This is a genomic window from Lysinibacillus sp. DFXJR4, assembly GCF_057196045.1.
Genome location: NZ_JBXUNW010000023.1, coordinates 1 through 15,043, shown reverse-complemented (window position 1 = coordinate 15,043; position 15,043 = coordinate 1). Strand labels below are relative to the sequence as shown.

17 protein-coding genes and 1 rRNA gene are annotated in these 15,043 nt (G+C 36.0%); 1 reads left to right on the top strand and 17 read right to left on the bottom strand.

Going from position 1 to position 15,043, the window contains the following annotated elements:
* Positions 1–152 precede the first annotated feature (152 nt).
* The 3 genes from AC2CGN_RS23755 to metG all read right to left on the bottom strand — a co-directional run bounded on the left by AC2CGN_RS23755 (position 153) and on the right by metG (position 4,498).
* On the bottom strand, positions 153–1,364 hold the full coding sequence (locus tag AC2CGN_RS23755) for a resuscitation-promoting factor (RefSeq protein WP_429983589.1): 1,212 nt from the start codon (positions 1,362–1,364) through the stop codon (positions 153–155).
* Positions 1,365–1,499: 135 nt separating this feature from the next.
* A complete protein-coding gene (locus AC2CGN_RS23750) occupies positions 1,500–2,270 on the bottom strand; it encodes a TatD family hydrolase (RefSeq protein ID WP_286926400.1) in 771 nt (256 codons plus the stop codon).
* Between the two features lie 251 nt (positions 2,271–2,521).
* Positions 2,522–4,498: a methionine--tRNA ligase gene (gene metG, locus AC2CGN_RS23745; RefSeq protein WP_429986464.1), complete on the bottom strand. Its 1,977-nt coding sequence runs from the start codon at positions 4,496–4,498 to the stop codon at positions 2,522–2,524.
* Positions 4,499–4,848: 350 nt separating this feature from the next.
* Here metG and abrB point away from each other — a divergent pair, with 350 nt between their 5' ends.
* Positions 4,849–5,127, top strand: a complete 279-nt coding sequence (abrB, locus tag AC2CGN_RS23740; protein WP_036150958.1) for a transition state genes transcriptional regulator AbrB — start codon at positions 4,849–4,851, stop codon at positions 5,125–5,127.
* Positions 5,128–5,319: 192 nt separating this feature from the next.
* Here the strand turns inward: abrB and rsmI are convergent, their stop codons facing one another.
* From rsmI to rrf, 14 genes are all read right to left on the bottom strand, one after another.
* Positions 5,320–6,192, bottom strand: a complete 873-nt coding sequence (gene rsmI / locus AC2CGN_RS23735; protein ID WP_484516646.1) for a 16S rRNA (cytidine(1402)-2'-O)-methyltransferase — start codon at positions 6,190–6,192, stop codon at positions 5,320–5,322.
* On the bottom strand, positions 6,189–6,452 hold the full coding sequence (locus tag AC2CGN_RS23730; RefSeq protein WP_283870251.1) for a GIY-YIG nuclease family protein: 264 nt from the start codon (positions 6,450–6,452) through the stop codon (positions 6,189–6,191). The genes rsmI and AC2CGN_RS23730 overlap by 4 nt, the downstream gene beginning before the upstream one ends.
* Positions 6,436–7,185, bottom strand: coding sequence for a tRNA1(Val) (adenine(37)-N6)-methyltransferase (locus tag AC2CGN_RS23725; RefSeq protein ID WP_286926396.1), 750 nt, complete (start codon positions 7,183–7,185; stop codon positions 6,436–6,438). The genes AC2CGN_RS23730 and AC2CGN_RS23725 overlap by 17 nt, the downstream gene beginning before the upstream one ends.
* A gap of 66 nt (positions 7,186–7,251) precedes the next feature.
* Positions 7,252–7,608 carry a DNA replication initiation control protein YabA gene (gene yabA, locus AC2CGN_RS23720; protein WP_054772163.1) on the bottom strand — a complete coding sequence of 119 codons (357 nt, stop codon included), beginning with the start codon at positions 7,606–7,608 and terminating at the stop codon, positions 7,252–7,254.
* A gap of 27 nt (positions 7,609–7,635) precedes the next feature.
* Positions 7,636–8,451 (bottom strand): PSP1 domain-containing protein, encoded by an 816-nt coding sequence (locus AC2CGN_RS23715; RefSeq protein ID WP_283870249.1) that lies wholly within the window; start codon positions 8,449–8,451, stop codon positions 7,636–7,638.
* Positions 8,444–9,448: a DNA polymerase III subunit delta' gene (holB, locus tag AC2CGN_RS23710; RefSeq protein ID WP_484516643.1), complete on the bottom strand. Its 1,005-nt coding sequence runs from the start codon at positions 9,446–9,448 to the stop codon at positions 8,444–8,446. The genes AC2CGN_RS23715 and holB overlap by 8 nt, the downstream gene beginning before the upstream one ends.
* Positions 9,449–9,589: 141 nt before the next feature.
* Positions 9,590–10,030, bottom strand: coding sequence for a YaaR family protein (locus tag AC2CGN_RS23705; RefSeq protein ID WP_283870247.1), 441 nt, complete (start codon positions 10,028–10,030; stop codon positions 9,590–9,592).
* A gap of 65 nt (positions 10,031–10,095) precedes the next feature.
* On the bottom strand, positions 10,096–10,425 hold the full coding sequence (locus AC2CGN_RS23700; RefSeq protein WP_010857007.1) for a cyclic-di-AMP receptor: 330 nt from the start codon (positions 10,423–10,425) through the stop codon (positions 10,096–10,098).
* 150 nt (positions 10,426–10,575) lie between these two features.
* Positions 10,576–11,205 (bottom strand): dTMP kinase, encoded by a 630-nt coding sequence (gene tmk, locus AC2CGN_RS23695; RefSeq protein WP_286926392.1) that lies wholly within the window; start codon positions 11,203–11,205, stop codon positions 10,576–10,578.
* A gap of 17 nt (positions 11,206–11,222) precedes the next feature.
* Positions 11,223–12,647, bottom strand: coding sequence for an aminotransferase class I/II-fold pyridoxal phosphate-dependent enzyme (locus tag AC2CGN_RS23690; RefSeq protein ID WP_484516640.1), 1,425 nt, complete (start codon positions 12,645–12,647; stop codon positions 11,223–11,225).
* Between the two features lie 106 nt (positions 12,648–12,753).
* Positions 12,754–13,290, bottom strand: coding sequence for an HXXEE domain-containing protein (locus tag AC2CGN_RS23685; protein WP_484516638.1), 537 nt, complete (start codon positions 13,288–13,290; stop codon positions 12,754–12,756).
* Between the two features lie 62 nt (positions 13,291–13,352).
* On the bottom strand, positions 13,353–13,925 hold the full coding sequence (locus AC2CGN_RS23680) for a TetR/AcrR family transcriptional regulator (RefSeq protein WP_429983584.1): 573 nt from the start codon (positions 13,923–13,925) through the stop codon (positions 13,353–13,355).
* 291 nt (positions 13,926–14,216) lie between these two features.
* Positions 14,217–14,651 carry an SRPBCC family protein gene (locus tag AC2CGN_RS23675; RefSeq protein ID WP_484516636.1) on the bottom strand — a complete coding sequence of 145 codons (435 nt, stop codon included), beginning with the start codon at positions 14,649–14,651 and terminating at the stop codon, positions 14,217–14,219.
* Positions 14,652–14,967: 316 nt separating this feature from the next.
* A 5S ribosomal RNA gene (gene rrf / locus AC2CGN_RS23670) occupies positions 14,968–15,043 on the bottom strand; the annotation flags it as partial.

Genomic DNA, 15,043 nt, shown 5'->3' with positions numbered 1-15,043 from the left:
AATACACGGTTATGTATTCTAGGACAAAGTATTTACATTCTTTCTAAAAGGTACAAACTTTGTCCACTAAATAAAGATAAAAAGCTTTCCCGCCAGTCAAAACAGGAAAGCTCAATTAGTGAAAATACATTTTGATTAATTTTACAATTTTTTTAATTTAATACTTTTATACGCACTTTCTTTACGCCCCACTTACTAGCTTGGGCATCAGATTGTACAAGTATATCGATCTTATTACCCTTAATTGCGCCACCAGTATCCCCAGCTACCGCTGTTCCATAGCCTTCAACCCATACTTTTGAGCCAAGCTTAATAACAGATGGATCTACCGCAATTACTTTTAATCCAGCACCTGAACGTAAATTAATGCCAGTGGCAGATGTACCTGAACATCCCTTACAATACGGTGTATAGGCTGTTGCTGTAACATAAAATTCTTTACCGTTAGCTGGCTCTGCTGAACCACGTGATACAGTCGCTGCACTTGCCACAACAGTTTTAGTACCTACTGCAACCACTTGCTTCTTCGGCTCCTTTAGAACCTTTTCAGTTTTTAGATTTCTAGCTACCTCTTTACCATTTTCTTTCACGACTTCAAACGTTCGAGAAATAGAACCTTTCTCGCCCGTTGTCACTACTTTTTGTTTTCCCTTCTGCAACGAAGCATCCTGCTTCTTTTCAACTGCGAAATCTAAAGAGTCTTCCACTACATCGATAACCTTTTCTACGCGAACTACTGTGATTTTACTCTTCGGAGTAATAACGTCCTCGAGGTTATTTTCGACACGATCGGATTCATTAAGCTGAATTCCTTGTTGTTTTAAAAAGTTAGCGACCGTAGTCGAAGTGGACCATACTTGTCTTTCTTTTACACCATCGACAAGAGCTACTGGAAACGCTTTTTGAATATCAATTTTGCTATCTGCTCCTACTTCCGTATCCAGACCTTGTACTAAAGAGTCGTGCTCAGATACTTGAATATTCGCTTCTTTCAAAATGTCTTTCACTAGAGTTTCAGTTGTCCAAACTTTTGACTGATTTCCATCAACTGAAATAGTTACTTCTTTTGCCTGTTCCCATGAAATTGCTAATCCATTAACAATTTTGGTGTTCAGAGAGGGTGATATTTTGTCATGCTCTGCTATGTCTATATTTTGATCTTGTAATAATTGTTCTACAGTTTTGGCATGTGTTGCTACTTCGATTTTTTCTCCGTTTGCTTCAAGCGTTACGGTTTGTTTAGTACCTTGATAAAGTACAAATGAAATTACAGATACAAACAGGACAAGTGAAATAATTCTTATCACTGTTTGCTTACTCCTCAATGATCCTAAGAACAAGTTTTTCATGGAATTATTTGACATGAAAAAACGCCTCCTTAATACAAGGTTGGATTATACGGACTAGATTTGGCACTGTCAACCCGAAAGTATTTCTAAGAAAATTGACTTCGCCATTTCGACCAACCACAAACCCAATATTGGAGGCATGTCAGCTAGTTAAACGTCAATCCTAAAAAATTTTTTCGCATTGGCTGTTGTCACCTGTGCAATTTCCTCAATTGTTACCCCTTTTAAACGCGCAATTTCTTCTGCCACTAATGGCACAAAAGCTGGTTCATTACGCTTTCCTCGATATGGATGGGGCGCTAGATACGGTGCATCTGTTTCAATCATCAAATGCTCTAACGGTATTTCTGTCGCCACTTCCTTGGGCATCCGTGCATTTTTAAATGTCACCGGCCCACCAAGGCTAATCATAAAATTCATAGCAATACATTCATGTGCTGTTTCAACACTGCCACTATAGCAATGCATAACGCCTCCAACAGATGCTGCATTTTCTTCACGTAAAATTCGTACAACATCCCCTGTTGCATCCCTGTTATGAATAATGATTGGTAAATTCACCTTTTGCGCTAAATGAATTTGCTTGCGGAAAAGTGCTTGTTGAACATCCTTCGGAGATTTATCCCAATAGTAGTCCAACCCGGTTTCACCAATACCAACTATTTTTGGATGTGCTGTTAATTCCTCAATCCAATTCAAATCTTCTTGTGTACAATCAATCGCATCAACCGGGTGCCACCCTATGACACCATAAACAAAATCATATTGTTCAATCAGTTGCATAGTTTTTTCAATGGTTTTTCGGTCAAATCCAACCACAACCATTGTTTCTACCTTTGCCTCAAGGGCTCTATCAATAACCTCTTGTAAATCTTCTGTGTACTGATCTGCGTTTAAGTGTACATGTGTATCGATGAACATCGTCATTCTCCTAACATAGATTTTATTAAAAAATATTATTTCTTTTTTTGCGTAAGTATTACAAATATATTACAAACAATTTGGTATTGTGACATTACACATAATCCCAAACGCCTTGTTCGATACCATTTACCTATAAAAATACAAAATTTCCCTTCTGTAAATTATCTTAAAATAATACTTACTGAGAATTGCTAAAAGATTTTAAAAGCCTGCTGAATGTAAAAATTCAGCAGGCCCCCTAAAATTCTTTACTTAACTTTTGCTCCATTTTCAAGCTTTGAATCGACGGAAGCTAATTTTAAAATTCCATCTTTTTCACCAGCTAAAATCATACCTTGAGATAATTCACCTCGTAATTTCACCGGTTTTAAATTAGCAACTACTATCACCTTTTGACCAACTAATTCGTCAGGAGAATAGAACTTAGCAATGCCTGAAACTACTTGTCGCTGCTCATATCCAAGATCAACTTGAAGCTTTAATAATTTATCTGCTTTCGGAACTGTTTCACATGCAGTTACTGTTGCTACACGTAAATCGATTTTCATAAAATCATCAATTGAAATTTCAGGAATTTCTGGAATCTCGGAAGTTTCTGATTGATCTTTAGGCTCCTCTTCCTGCAGCGTCTTCACTGAACCACGCATTTCATCACGAATATAGGCAATCTCTACTTCACTCTCTAAGCGTGGGAATATCGGAATACCTTTTTCTACCACTTTAATGTTTGCTGGAATAGTATTGCCGAATGTTTCAATTGTATCCCATGCTAAGAATCTGTCATCCAAGCCTAATTGTTCAATTATTCGTTTAGGTGTAGATGTCATAAACGGTTGTAACATGACGGCAATTTGGTGTAAACTTTCCGCCAAATTTCGCATAACAGCGCCTAATTTTGGTTTATCTGTTTCCTCCTTTGCTAGAACCCATGGTTGAGTTTCATCTATATATTTATTCGTGCGTGAAACAAGTGTCCATAAGTCTGCCAATACGACACTAAATTGCATTTTTTCCATACTTTCTTCATATTTAATACGTACCGTCTCAGCTTGCTCTTTTAAAGCCGCATCAAATTCTGTTGGTAGAAGATTTTCTGTAGGAATAATACCATCGAAATATTTATTAATCATAGAAATTGTACGATTCAATAAATTTCCTAAATCATTTGCAAGATCAAAGTTAGTTCTTTCCACAAATGATTCTGGTGAAAATACACCATCAGAACCAAATGGTAGCTCACGTAATAGGAAATAACGTGTCGCATCTAGGCCATAACGGTCGATTAACATTTCTGGATAAATAACATTGCCCTTCGATTTAGACATTTTACCATCCTTCATCATAATAAAACCATGTGCAAACACTTTCTTAGGAAGCGGTAAGTCTAGGGCCATTAGGAAAATTGGCCAATATATTGTATGGAAACGAACGATATCCTTTCCAACTACATGTACATCTGCTGGCCAATATTTGTTGAATAATGTTTCATCGTCTGATAGATAGCCTAAAGCAGTGATATAATTCGTTAAGGCATCCACCCAAACATAAATAACATGCTTCGGATCACCAGGTACTTTAATTCCCCAGTCGAATGATGTTCTTGATACAGATAAGTCCTCTAGCCCTGGTTTAATAAAGTTATTGATCATCTCATTTTTTCGAGATTCAGGTTCAATGAACTCCAGGTTCTCCTCATAATAAGCTAATAGACGATCTGCATATTTCTTCATATTAAAGAAATATGATTCCTCTTTAACTTTATGCACTGGACGACCGCAGTCAGGACAGTTTCCATTCTCTAGTTGTGTTTCGGTAAAGAAAGATTCACAGGGAGTACAGTACCACCCCTCATATTCACCTTTATAAATATCATTATTATCTAAAAACTTTTGGAAGATCTTTTCGACAGCTTTCGTATGTCGATCTTGGGTTGTTTGAATGAAATCATCATATGAAATATCCATTAAAGCCCACAGTCTTTTTGCAGCATCTGCAATTTCATTTACATATTCCTGTGGATGCTTGCCCACTTCAGCTGCTTTCTCTTGAATTTTTTGCCCATGCTCATCCATTCCAGTTAAAAAACGTACATCATATCCACGTAAACGTTTATAACGTGCAATTGTATCTGATGCTACAGTTGTATACGCTGTACCAATATGAAATTTTCCACTTGGATAATAGATTGGGGTTGTTATATAGAATGTTTTGTTTTGTTCGCTCACAAGAACTGCCTCCATTGTTTCACAGTATACTTTCTATTCTAACGAAGTACGAAATTCGTTTCAATGAAAGTTTGAATCGTACGCGAAAATTGTCGAATCATATATTCAATCCATTAAATGTCTTAAATAAGAAGCTTTTTTACTATAAATTAAAATATATAATAAAAACCTTTTATAAAAATCAATATATCTGTTTTCTCCTCAAAAATTTTTTTAAAAACAATAATATTAGTGCATTAATTAATTGACGTTTATGGCATTACTTGGTATGATAACTATCAGACAAAGAAATTATGTCGAAATTTGACGAAATACCAATATAACTTTTAACATTAGGAGGAAAAATAATTATGAAATCAACAGGAATTGTTCGTAAAGTCGATGAGTTAGGTCGTGTAGTAATTCCTATCGAACTACGCCGTACTTTAGGTATTGCTGAAAAGGATGCTTTAGAAATCTATGTGGATGATGATAAAATCATCTTAAAAAAATATATGCCTAACATGACATGTGCTGTTACTGGCGAAGTATCTGATGATAACTTCCGTCTAGTTGGAGGCAAATTAATTTTAAGTCCAGAAGGCGCAGAAATGTTAATGAAAGAAATTCAAAATAACTTAAAAAAATAATGTAACTTAGTTTTTAATATACCCAAATTAGGAGACCCTTATAATGTCCATGTCAGACCTTTCACATTTAAGGGTACTATTTTTTACAATTATTATCAATTTAAACATTTATAATTAATAAAAAAACATAATTTCCAACTTGGTTAACTATACAAAAGAGGCTGCCTCTCTAAAGGCAACCTCTTCTTTTTATTAGTTATGATATTCATTATATACATCTCGTTTAGATACTTGACGTAGTTTGGCTACTTCTTTTATAGCTTCTTTTGATGTAACACCTTCCTGAGCAATAATATAATCGACATGTTCAACAAAGGACATTTTTTCCCAATACACTTCCTCGTTATCCTCTTCCTCAAAATTGCTATTTCCTTCAAGGATAATACAAAATTCTCCTCGGATTTCCTCATCTTGAGACCATTCCACCGCCTCATTGAGACTCCCTCTTAAAAACTCCTCGAATTTCTTTGTCAACTCACGCGCTAATACAATTCGACGATTTCCAAGAATAAGCTCCATATCTTTTAAGGTTTCCTTTAAGCGATGAGGTGCCTCGTAGAACAGTATTGTTTCCTGACGTTTTTTTAGCTGCTCTAATTGCTGTCGACGTTCCTTTTTCCCGCGATTCAAAAATCCATAAAAGAAAAACGGCTGGGGTGTTAATCCAGATGCAATTAAAGCAGATAGTGCTGCATTCGGGCCCGGAACCGGCACAACCGGAAAGTTCTGAGCGATTGCCTTTTCAACTATATCTGCTCCAGGATCAGAAATACAAGGTAAACCTGCATCACTCACTAATGCAATTGTTTTTCCCTCCTGTAATAAAGTTAATAATTTTTCTCCTCCAACAATTAAATTATGTTCATGATAACTTATTAAAGGTGTTTCAATGTCAAAGTAGTTACACAGCTTCTTTGTATTTCTAGTATCTTCCGCCGCTATGATATCTGCTTCTTTTAAAATACGTAGCGCACGGACGCTCATATCCTCTAGATTTCCAATAGGTGTTCCTACAAGATATAAACAGCCTGTCTGATCGTGTATGGCACTTTTTTGTGATTTCACGATTCACCCCTCCTTATATAATTAATTTTTTGTGCTCTTGTTAGTTGCTTAAAAGCATACTCTGCACGCATTGCCTCTTGTTTTGTTTCGAACTCCTCCATATAAATACATTCCACTGGTCCTCTGGCTCTTGTATATTTTGCCCCTTTACCAGCATTATGTACAGCTACACGCTTTTCTACATTGTTTGTATAGCCTGCATAAAGTGATTGATCTGCGCATTCTAGCACGTAAAAGTAGTGATTATTGTTCTTTTCCATAAAGAATTTCTCTCACCTCAGGTGTATATTCATTATTGGCTTTATAGACATACAGTGGTGGTAAAATTTTCAAATCTGGCTTTCCATCTTTTATTCCTTCTATTAATAACGTATTGGCCTCTTTCCCTTCTTTGGGATAAATAAATTGCATTCTTTTTGGCTCTAAACGATTTGCACGCATTGCTGTAACAATGTCTAATAATCGCCCTGGACGATGCACAAATGCTGCCTTTCCGCCTTGTTTTAGTAATTTACTAGCTGATTGAATTGCTTCTTCTAATGTTAAATATAGTTCATGTCGTGCAATGGCATGATGCTCACTAAGATTTTTATCACTTGCCTCATGTGCTAAGAAATAGGGCGGATTGCAGGTAACAACATCATACTTTTCAATGCCCAGTTGCTTTGGTATTTCTTTTACATCTCCAAGGATCATTTGAATTTGGTTTTCTAGCTGATTGTACTGAATGCTTCTCTCCGCCATATCAAATAAACGCGGTTGAATCTCTACTCCCGTTATTTGTCCTTTAGTTCGAGCACTTAAAAAGAGAGGGATGACACCATTACCTGAGCATAAATCAACAATGTTCCCTTTATAGTAAGGAACATTGACAAACTTCGAAAGTAATACTGCATCCAAAGAAAATGAAAAGACTGAGGGACTTTGTATAATACGTAAGTTCTCTGCCAACAAATAGTCTAGCCTTTCATCATCCTTTAACCATTCATCCATATTTTTTCTTCCTCCTACTATACAAAACAAAAGACTGATACCACCGTAGTGGCAATCAGCCTTCTATTACACATTTTGTTTATTTAAAAATGATAGACAAAACAGACAGTCTTCACCTTTACGTGAACTTCCGAAATGAACATGACATACATGGAAGCCCTCTTGGTACAAACGTGCCAGGTTATCATAGCCTTCTCCAATATCTAGTGAAGTCTCTTTCTTCACATCAGCAGCCTGTATGGAGTTATCTTTAGCAAGTAGTTCTTCTAGACGTGTACGAAGGTGATGATTTTCTGTTTCAAGTGCCTTATGCTCTTCCATCATTAACGCTACAAATTGCTTCAATGCACCAAATTGCTCCTGCATTGCTTCGAGCTGTTGTTCGAACTCCATAACGGTATCTAAGAAATTACGGTCCTTCACCCAAGCCACCTCGTTAAATTCTCTATCTCATATAAGATTTTTTTCGCATGCTAGCAGTTCTTCTAGTGTATACTCAACTGTGCGTTCCTGCTCTTGTAAATAAACTTGAATGAGTCTCTCCAGCACATTTAAACCTACAACTCTACCGCGTCCGTCTGGTGTCATCGTCATTTCGCCAATGTCAGGCATGCCCTCTTTCGCTTCCTCATATTCATCATTTTCATACTTTAAACAGCACATTAAACGGCCACATAGACCTGAAATTTTTGAAGGATTTAAAGAAAGATTTTGATCTTTTGCCATCTTAATAGAAACTGGATCAAAGTCACCTAAAAAAGTTGAGCAACAGAGCATTCGTCCACAAGGACCTATGCCACCCAACAATTTTGCCTCATCACGCACACCAATTTGGCGAAGTTCGATACGTGTTCTAAATACCGAGGCTAGATCCTTTACTAGATCCCTAAAGTCGACACGTCCTTCAGCTGTAAAATAAAAAATAATTTTATTACGATCAAATGTATATTCAACATCTACTAGCTTCATTTCTAGATTATGCTCTATAATTTTTGTACTTGCCAGTTCAAATGCCCGCTTTGACTCAGCAGCATTTTCCTCTACCTGAATACGATCACGTTCATCCGCTGGTCGTAGTACTTGTTTAAGTGGTAATACAACATCATTATCCCCAACAACCTTTTGTGGGACAACTACTTTACCATATTCTACACCACGAGCTGTCTCTACAATGACATATTGACTATCTTCTAGTAGATATGATGCTGGATCAAAATAATATATTTTACCCGCTTTTTTAAAGCGGACTCCCACTACATTATACAAATGTGTATCCCTCCTGCAGATTTAGCATTAGCTGCTCCATCAATAACGTCCTATTCATGTTACGCTGTAAAGATGCGCGCGCCTGTAAAATAGACTCCATTTGACTAGATAGGCGTTCATAAGTCGAATGTAACGCAGCTTCTTTAAATGTCTGTAACATGTCTGGATAAGTACAAGCTGCCTCGGGATTAGCTTTTATTGACACTATATCACGGTAAGCAAATAGTAGTAAATCCAATGCTTGTTCCATTTCACTTTTTTCTTTAAAAAGTGGCAACCATTCTTCATGCACAACTAGCATTGCTTCGTGTACACTTTGGCCAATTACCTCTACTAATTTTAACACTGTTTTTCGAGCAAGTGCAAACTGCTCGTCATTTGCTAAAAATATAGCTGTTTCGAGCTCATTCGTCATCATGCTCACTGTACAAGACATTGAATAAGAAATATTGCTTTCTTGCAAATGATTTAACAATACATGACGAGGCATTTTTTGAAACTTTACATGCTGACATCTAGAGCGAATCGTTGGTAATATTGACTGCATTTGCTCAGTTAGCAAAATGGCCGTAACCTCTCCATCAGGTTCCTCTAAAAATTTTAGAATCATATTTGCTGATGCAATATTAAGTCGATCTGCATGATGAAGTACATAAATCTTTCGCCCTTCTTCAACACCCATCATCTTCATCTCAGCTACTAAATCACGTATTTGATCAATTTTAATAAATTGACCATCTGGATATATTTGATGAATATTAGGATGATTGCCAGAATCAACACGTCTGCAATTTCGACATGTTTCACATGGAACATTTTGATTTGGTTGCTCACATAGCATTAATTTGACAAAAAACAGCATAATATCTACTTTGCCTGTCCCTTTTTCGCCATCAAAAATGTAGGCATGTGCTAATCTATTTTTGTCAAAAATCGTTTGAAGCTGCTTCATTACGACAGGTTGTAGTGAAAATAGCTCTTCAACATTCTTGGCCATATATTTAAATTCCTTCCTATAACAATTACAAATAGATATAATTGTTTACCATTGCTCTCTTCTCAATACAGAATTACTTGTAACAATAAGCAAAATATATTTGAAAAAAGCCCGCGCCTACAAGAGAACGAGACACGGGTTTTACATATACAGATTAATTAATAAGCCTTTTATCTCACCGATTTTATCAAGAAGATCAATTGCTTCTTTCTCTTCATCTAAAATATCTTGTGCTAACTCCACAAGGCGAGAATCAATCGTTTCGATTATTTTTAAACGTCTTCCCTCACCGAAACGATTCCACGTATGTGATTGCTTTAATTCCATACCATGTTCGACTGTTTCTTGTAGAAATTTTTTAACAAGCATTTTAAAACGAGCAAGCTCTCGTAAATTTCGAGATCTTGCAACTCGGTCACCCGCAGTAGAAATATCCCCTAGCAATCGTGTAAGCTGTTCAGTCTGCAATTTGGTTCCCTGCTTGACGACCATATCTCCAAATCGGTTATTTTGATTATTATTTTGTAGTGGCTCTTTGCGATTAGTATTTAACCCGACACGTATATCTTGATTGATCTTCAAGCTGTATTCGCCCCCACTTGCTTTCTTTATCGATACACAAAAGCTAATTTAAATTTCGTTCTGAACTAAAAATGATGAAACTGCTCAATTGGTAAAACAAAAACTGTCGCTCCTCCTACTTCAACCTCTACAGGATAAGGTATATAGGAATCCGCATTACCGCCCAATGGTGAAACGGGTGCCACCATTTGTTCCCGAGCTCGACAATTATCTCGAATAATATCTAAAACTTTGGGTATAAGAGAGTCTTCGGTTCCAATAAGAAACGTAGTATTTCCAGAACGTAAAAAACCTCCTGTGCTCGCTAACTTAGTTGCGCGAAACTGATTCTTCGTTAAAGCATTTGATAAGCGACTGCTATCCTGATCCTGCACTACAGCTACGACTAACTTCATTCGCACTCACCCCTTTTATAAAATTAACCTAGATCAATTTTTGTTACCATTATCTATAGGAAAATTTCAATTTAATGAGCGTTTTTTTCTCATTAAATAAAATAATAGATGTTACCATTATATCACAATGTGTTAGACAACTTCATGCTTTTACTGCAATGCATCAAATAATAATGCCCATACATCTTCTACAACACGCTCAATATTTTGCTCAGCATTAACAACATGTATTCGCTCCGGGTAACGATCCACTAGTTGTAAATAACCTTCACGAACTTTCTGATGAAAGGCTAAGCTTTCAACATCTAATCGATTTACCTCTCGTTCACCATGAGCATGAATACGTGCTAAACCAATCTCTGGTTCAAGGTCAAATAAAATTGTGATATCAGGCAATTTCTTACCGATTGCAAACTCATTAATAGATAATACCTCATCCACACCGATACCACGTGCATATCCTTGATAAGCTAATGAAGAATCAATAAAGCGATCGCAAATCACCATTTTCCCCGCATCTAATGCAGGTCTAACCTTTTCAAAATAATGCTGACTTCGAGCTGCTGCGTACAATAATGCCTCTGTTCGTTCATCCATTGCTGTATGTGCTGGGTTTAAAATGATTGTCCGAATTTTTTCAGCAATCTCTATACCACCAGGTTCTCTCGTTGCTAATACATCAATATTCTCCTGAGCTAGTCGCTCAGCTATTTTTTGAATGACTGTTGTCTTTCCGGCACCCTCTGGACCTTCAAATGTTATAAATAAATTGCTGTTCATCCTGTAATTGCCTCCAACTATTTCATGACCTCAATCATTTTTTCTTCTAAACGGTGATTTCCTTGGAATGTTGCACCTGTAGCCAATAATTCCTCAAGCTGGCTCAATTTTGCCACTGTTATCTTTTCCCCTGGAACAAGTAATGGAATGCCTGGAGGGTAAGGAATAACCATGCTTGATGAGATTCGCCCCATTGTTCGCATATACGGTAACCATTCCTTTTCCGATTTTTCAATTTCCTCAATAGAATAAGCTGGTTCGGTAATGGCTACAAAATTATAGGCTGTATGTGGAGCTGTTATTATATCTGCTTTCGGTGTATTTAACAATATTGTTATCGCTTCCTTAATACGGACACGAATTTCTGCAAAGGGATAGTTATGCCCCTGTTTTAATAAAGGTAGTACCAACAAAACCTGATTTGCATCTGCCAGCTCTACATATACTTGTTTTGCCTCCAGTGCCTCTTGTAGTTGGAAACCACTATAGCCCTCTACACGGAGTAATAATTTTATAGGGTCATCTACCTCGATAACTTTCAAAGATCCTATTGCCCGTAATGCTTCTACCCATTGATTCTTTTTTTCTATTATATATGCACCATCACTCTCCATATATGTCTGTATATAATAGCGTGCATCATCTAAAGAAGCTAATAAAAGATAGGATGGGCTACTAGATTGCAGCATACGTAGATAGTAATTTATTTTATCGACATTAATGATATCTGAATTAACATGCATAAAGGATGCCATTGTCATTGCAGGTAGAGTTTTATGTGCAGACTGTACCACTATATCTGCACCAAACGTCAATGCTGATGGTTGGAATAAGGCACAGGCACTAAAATGGGCTCCGTGTGCCTCATCTACTAAGACAGGAATTCCCTTTTCATGACAGTAGGCTATCTGCTGCAGAATTTCTTTAGATGTCATACCATAATAAGTAGGATATGTTAAAACAACGGCACGGGCCTCTGGATAATAATCAACTGCTTCTTTTAAATCCTTATAGGAAACATGCGTTGCTGTTAGTGTTTGATCATCCCACATGGGTGAGACAAATACAGGTCTTGCTCCAACCAGCTCAATTGCATGAAAAATTGACTTATGAGCATTACGTTGAACAATAATCGTATCATCCTTTTTACAGGTAGCATAGATCATTGCTAAATTCCCAACCGTAGATCCACCTACTAAAAAGAAGCTTTTCATTGTCCCATATGTATCTGCCAATAAATTTTCTGCTTCTAATATCATTTCCTCAGGATGATGTAGATCATCAAGACCTGATAACTCCGTTACATCATATCGCATAACATCTTTAAAGGCCTGAGGAAGATGAGATAGCGCACCGTGTTTATGCCCTGGGACATGAAAGGAAATATTTTGTTGTTGTCGAAAGCGCTCTAACCCTTCTACAATCGGCTTTTTCTTTTGCAAAACAAAACACCCATTTCCGTTATATTCTTATTTAATTATAACACGATAAAAAGCTATCCCACTAAGTAGGATAGCTTTTACATCAGATTGACATAAAAACTTTTTATCAAATAACCTTTCTACCAACCCAGTGTGCAAATAAAGCAAGTGGTATTAATAATAGACTAAATGGTAAGCAAATAAAAATGATGTTCCATGTTATAACATTATTCATTAATAGTGAATGATACAAAATTAAGCTATATGGAATAATGATAATTAACGATGTGACTGCACCAGGTGTTATAGATCGAAGAAATATTGTCTGCCCTAGATGGGTAAAAGCATGAAGAAAAAAGGTTAACGTAACAATAGTGAATATATAAATATTTCCTAATTGCCCTTGATTCACAAATTGACTGGCACTAAAAGTCGAACCACTTACAAAGAAAAATATAACCACTACAGCTACTGCAAACTGTGCTGTTGACATCGAAAATTGCTTAATCACTCTATCAGCTGCTTTTGTTGGTAGTTTTGCATACAAAATTGAAGATTTATTATTTAACCACTTCTCAACCAAAATAATTTCTTCAAAATCATGGAGGATAAACATAATAGGGAATAACCAAATAAGTGTATAAATATCAATCCATTGAAGCATAGATGTACCTTCCTTCACCGAAAAAAATACTGAGTATTTACTCAATTTTTTCTAAAAAATTTTTATGTATTTTGTATACCCTTTAAAATAACTGTAATTACCTCCTCTATATACTGATTTACTAATAGATTGTCGCCCTTTTTCCTTTCCTCAACTAATACATAGGTTAATATCGACGAAAGAAACATTGAGGCTGCTGTATCAATGACCTTTTTCTCAACGGAACATAGAATAACTCTTGATATGAATACACTAGCTTGTTCACGCATTATAGAAATAAAATCCACAATCTCCTCACCTACATCTGAGTTTTGTACGATTTCCGGAGACCAAATAAAAATTAAAAAACTTTTATTTTGTGACAAAAAATTAGCATATAATCGTCCAAATTGAATTAAAGCAGGATACGGCTCCATCTTGGTTAATTCCATTATTTCTTTTTGGAGAGAGCCAATAAAAGAAAATTCTCGAATGAGTTTATAGAGAAGATCCTCTTTATCTTTAAAATAATAAAAGATTAGCCCCTCTGCCACACCGCTTGTTAATGCGATTTCTTTAGTAGTCGTTGCATTAAAGCCCTTTTTAGTAAATAAATCAAATGCTGCCTCTAGAATTTTATCCTTTTTCGTTGTCAAACATCTTCACCACTATTTTCTTTGAGTATTTACTCAAATTTAAATTATATAAATGACTTTGTCAAGTTATTCCATAATACTTAAAGACAGATCTAAAACATTTGTTTAATGCGACATATGCTTACCTTCGATGATAAATTACTTTCCTACATGCAATGTACACCGCAACATAGAGGACTGACATTTACTAATCAACATAAAAAAATCATTGCTTTCTAAAGCAACGATCTTTTCAACTTATTAGATATAATCATTTTTACAAAAACTTAACTGCTCTAATAGTTATTCACTTTATAGGCTTGCTTTAAGTGCCATTTTTTGTACTAGTTGCTCTACCAATTGTGGAACAAATTTTTCTAATATAGGATTCATCATTCCGGCTAAAAAACCACTAGCTTTCATTGTTAAATTTCCTACAAGCTGACATGTATCTCCCTGTTCTTGTCTAATTTCAAAAAAGCCATCGCCATTTATAGGGTCTGATAACCCTATCAGATCAAACATAACTTGATTTGTAGTGGATTCCTTATATTTAAGTTCCACTTTTACAGCCTTTTGAATAAGGCCAAAATCACCTTGAAACACCCAAATCATATCTTGTTCATTGGGAAATTCATGATGCAAGTAACCTGGTATAAGTTCAGCCCACTCTTCTTTATTTTGAATAAATGCTTGTAATTTTTCCTTCTCAATTTGAATTTCCTTGCTATATAAGCCTGTCGCCATTTTAAGCACCCCTTTATTTTGAAAGCTATTTAAATTTTAGCATTTTATGGTATACGTTTGAATAGGAAAGTAGCGCTTTAGTTCAACTTAAATTGAGGAGTTCAAACTATGACATATGCTAAAATTTTTGACGATCTCAGGTTATTCATTTGTTTCTGATGAATACAAAATTAAATAGCTAAGCATCTACCTTTCGTGAAATTAATTTAATTAGCATTACTTCTACTCTATTATTCCAGGTTCCCACTCAACTAACTTCATTTTGATAGCCAATCGTAAAATAAAAAAACCACTGATTTCTCAGTGGTTGCTGTGTGCCTAGCGACGTCCTACTCTCACAGGGGGAAGCCCCCAACTACCATCGGCGCTAAAGAGCTTAACTTCCGTGTTCG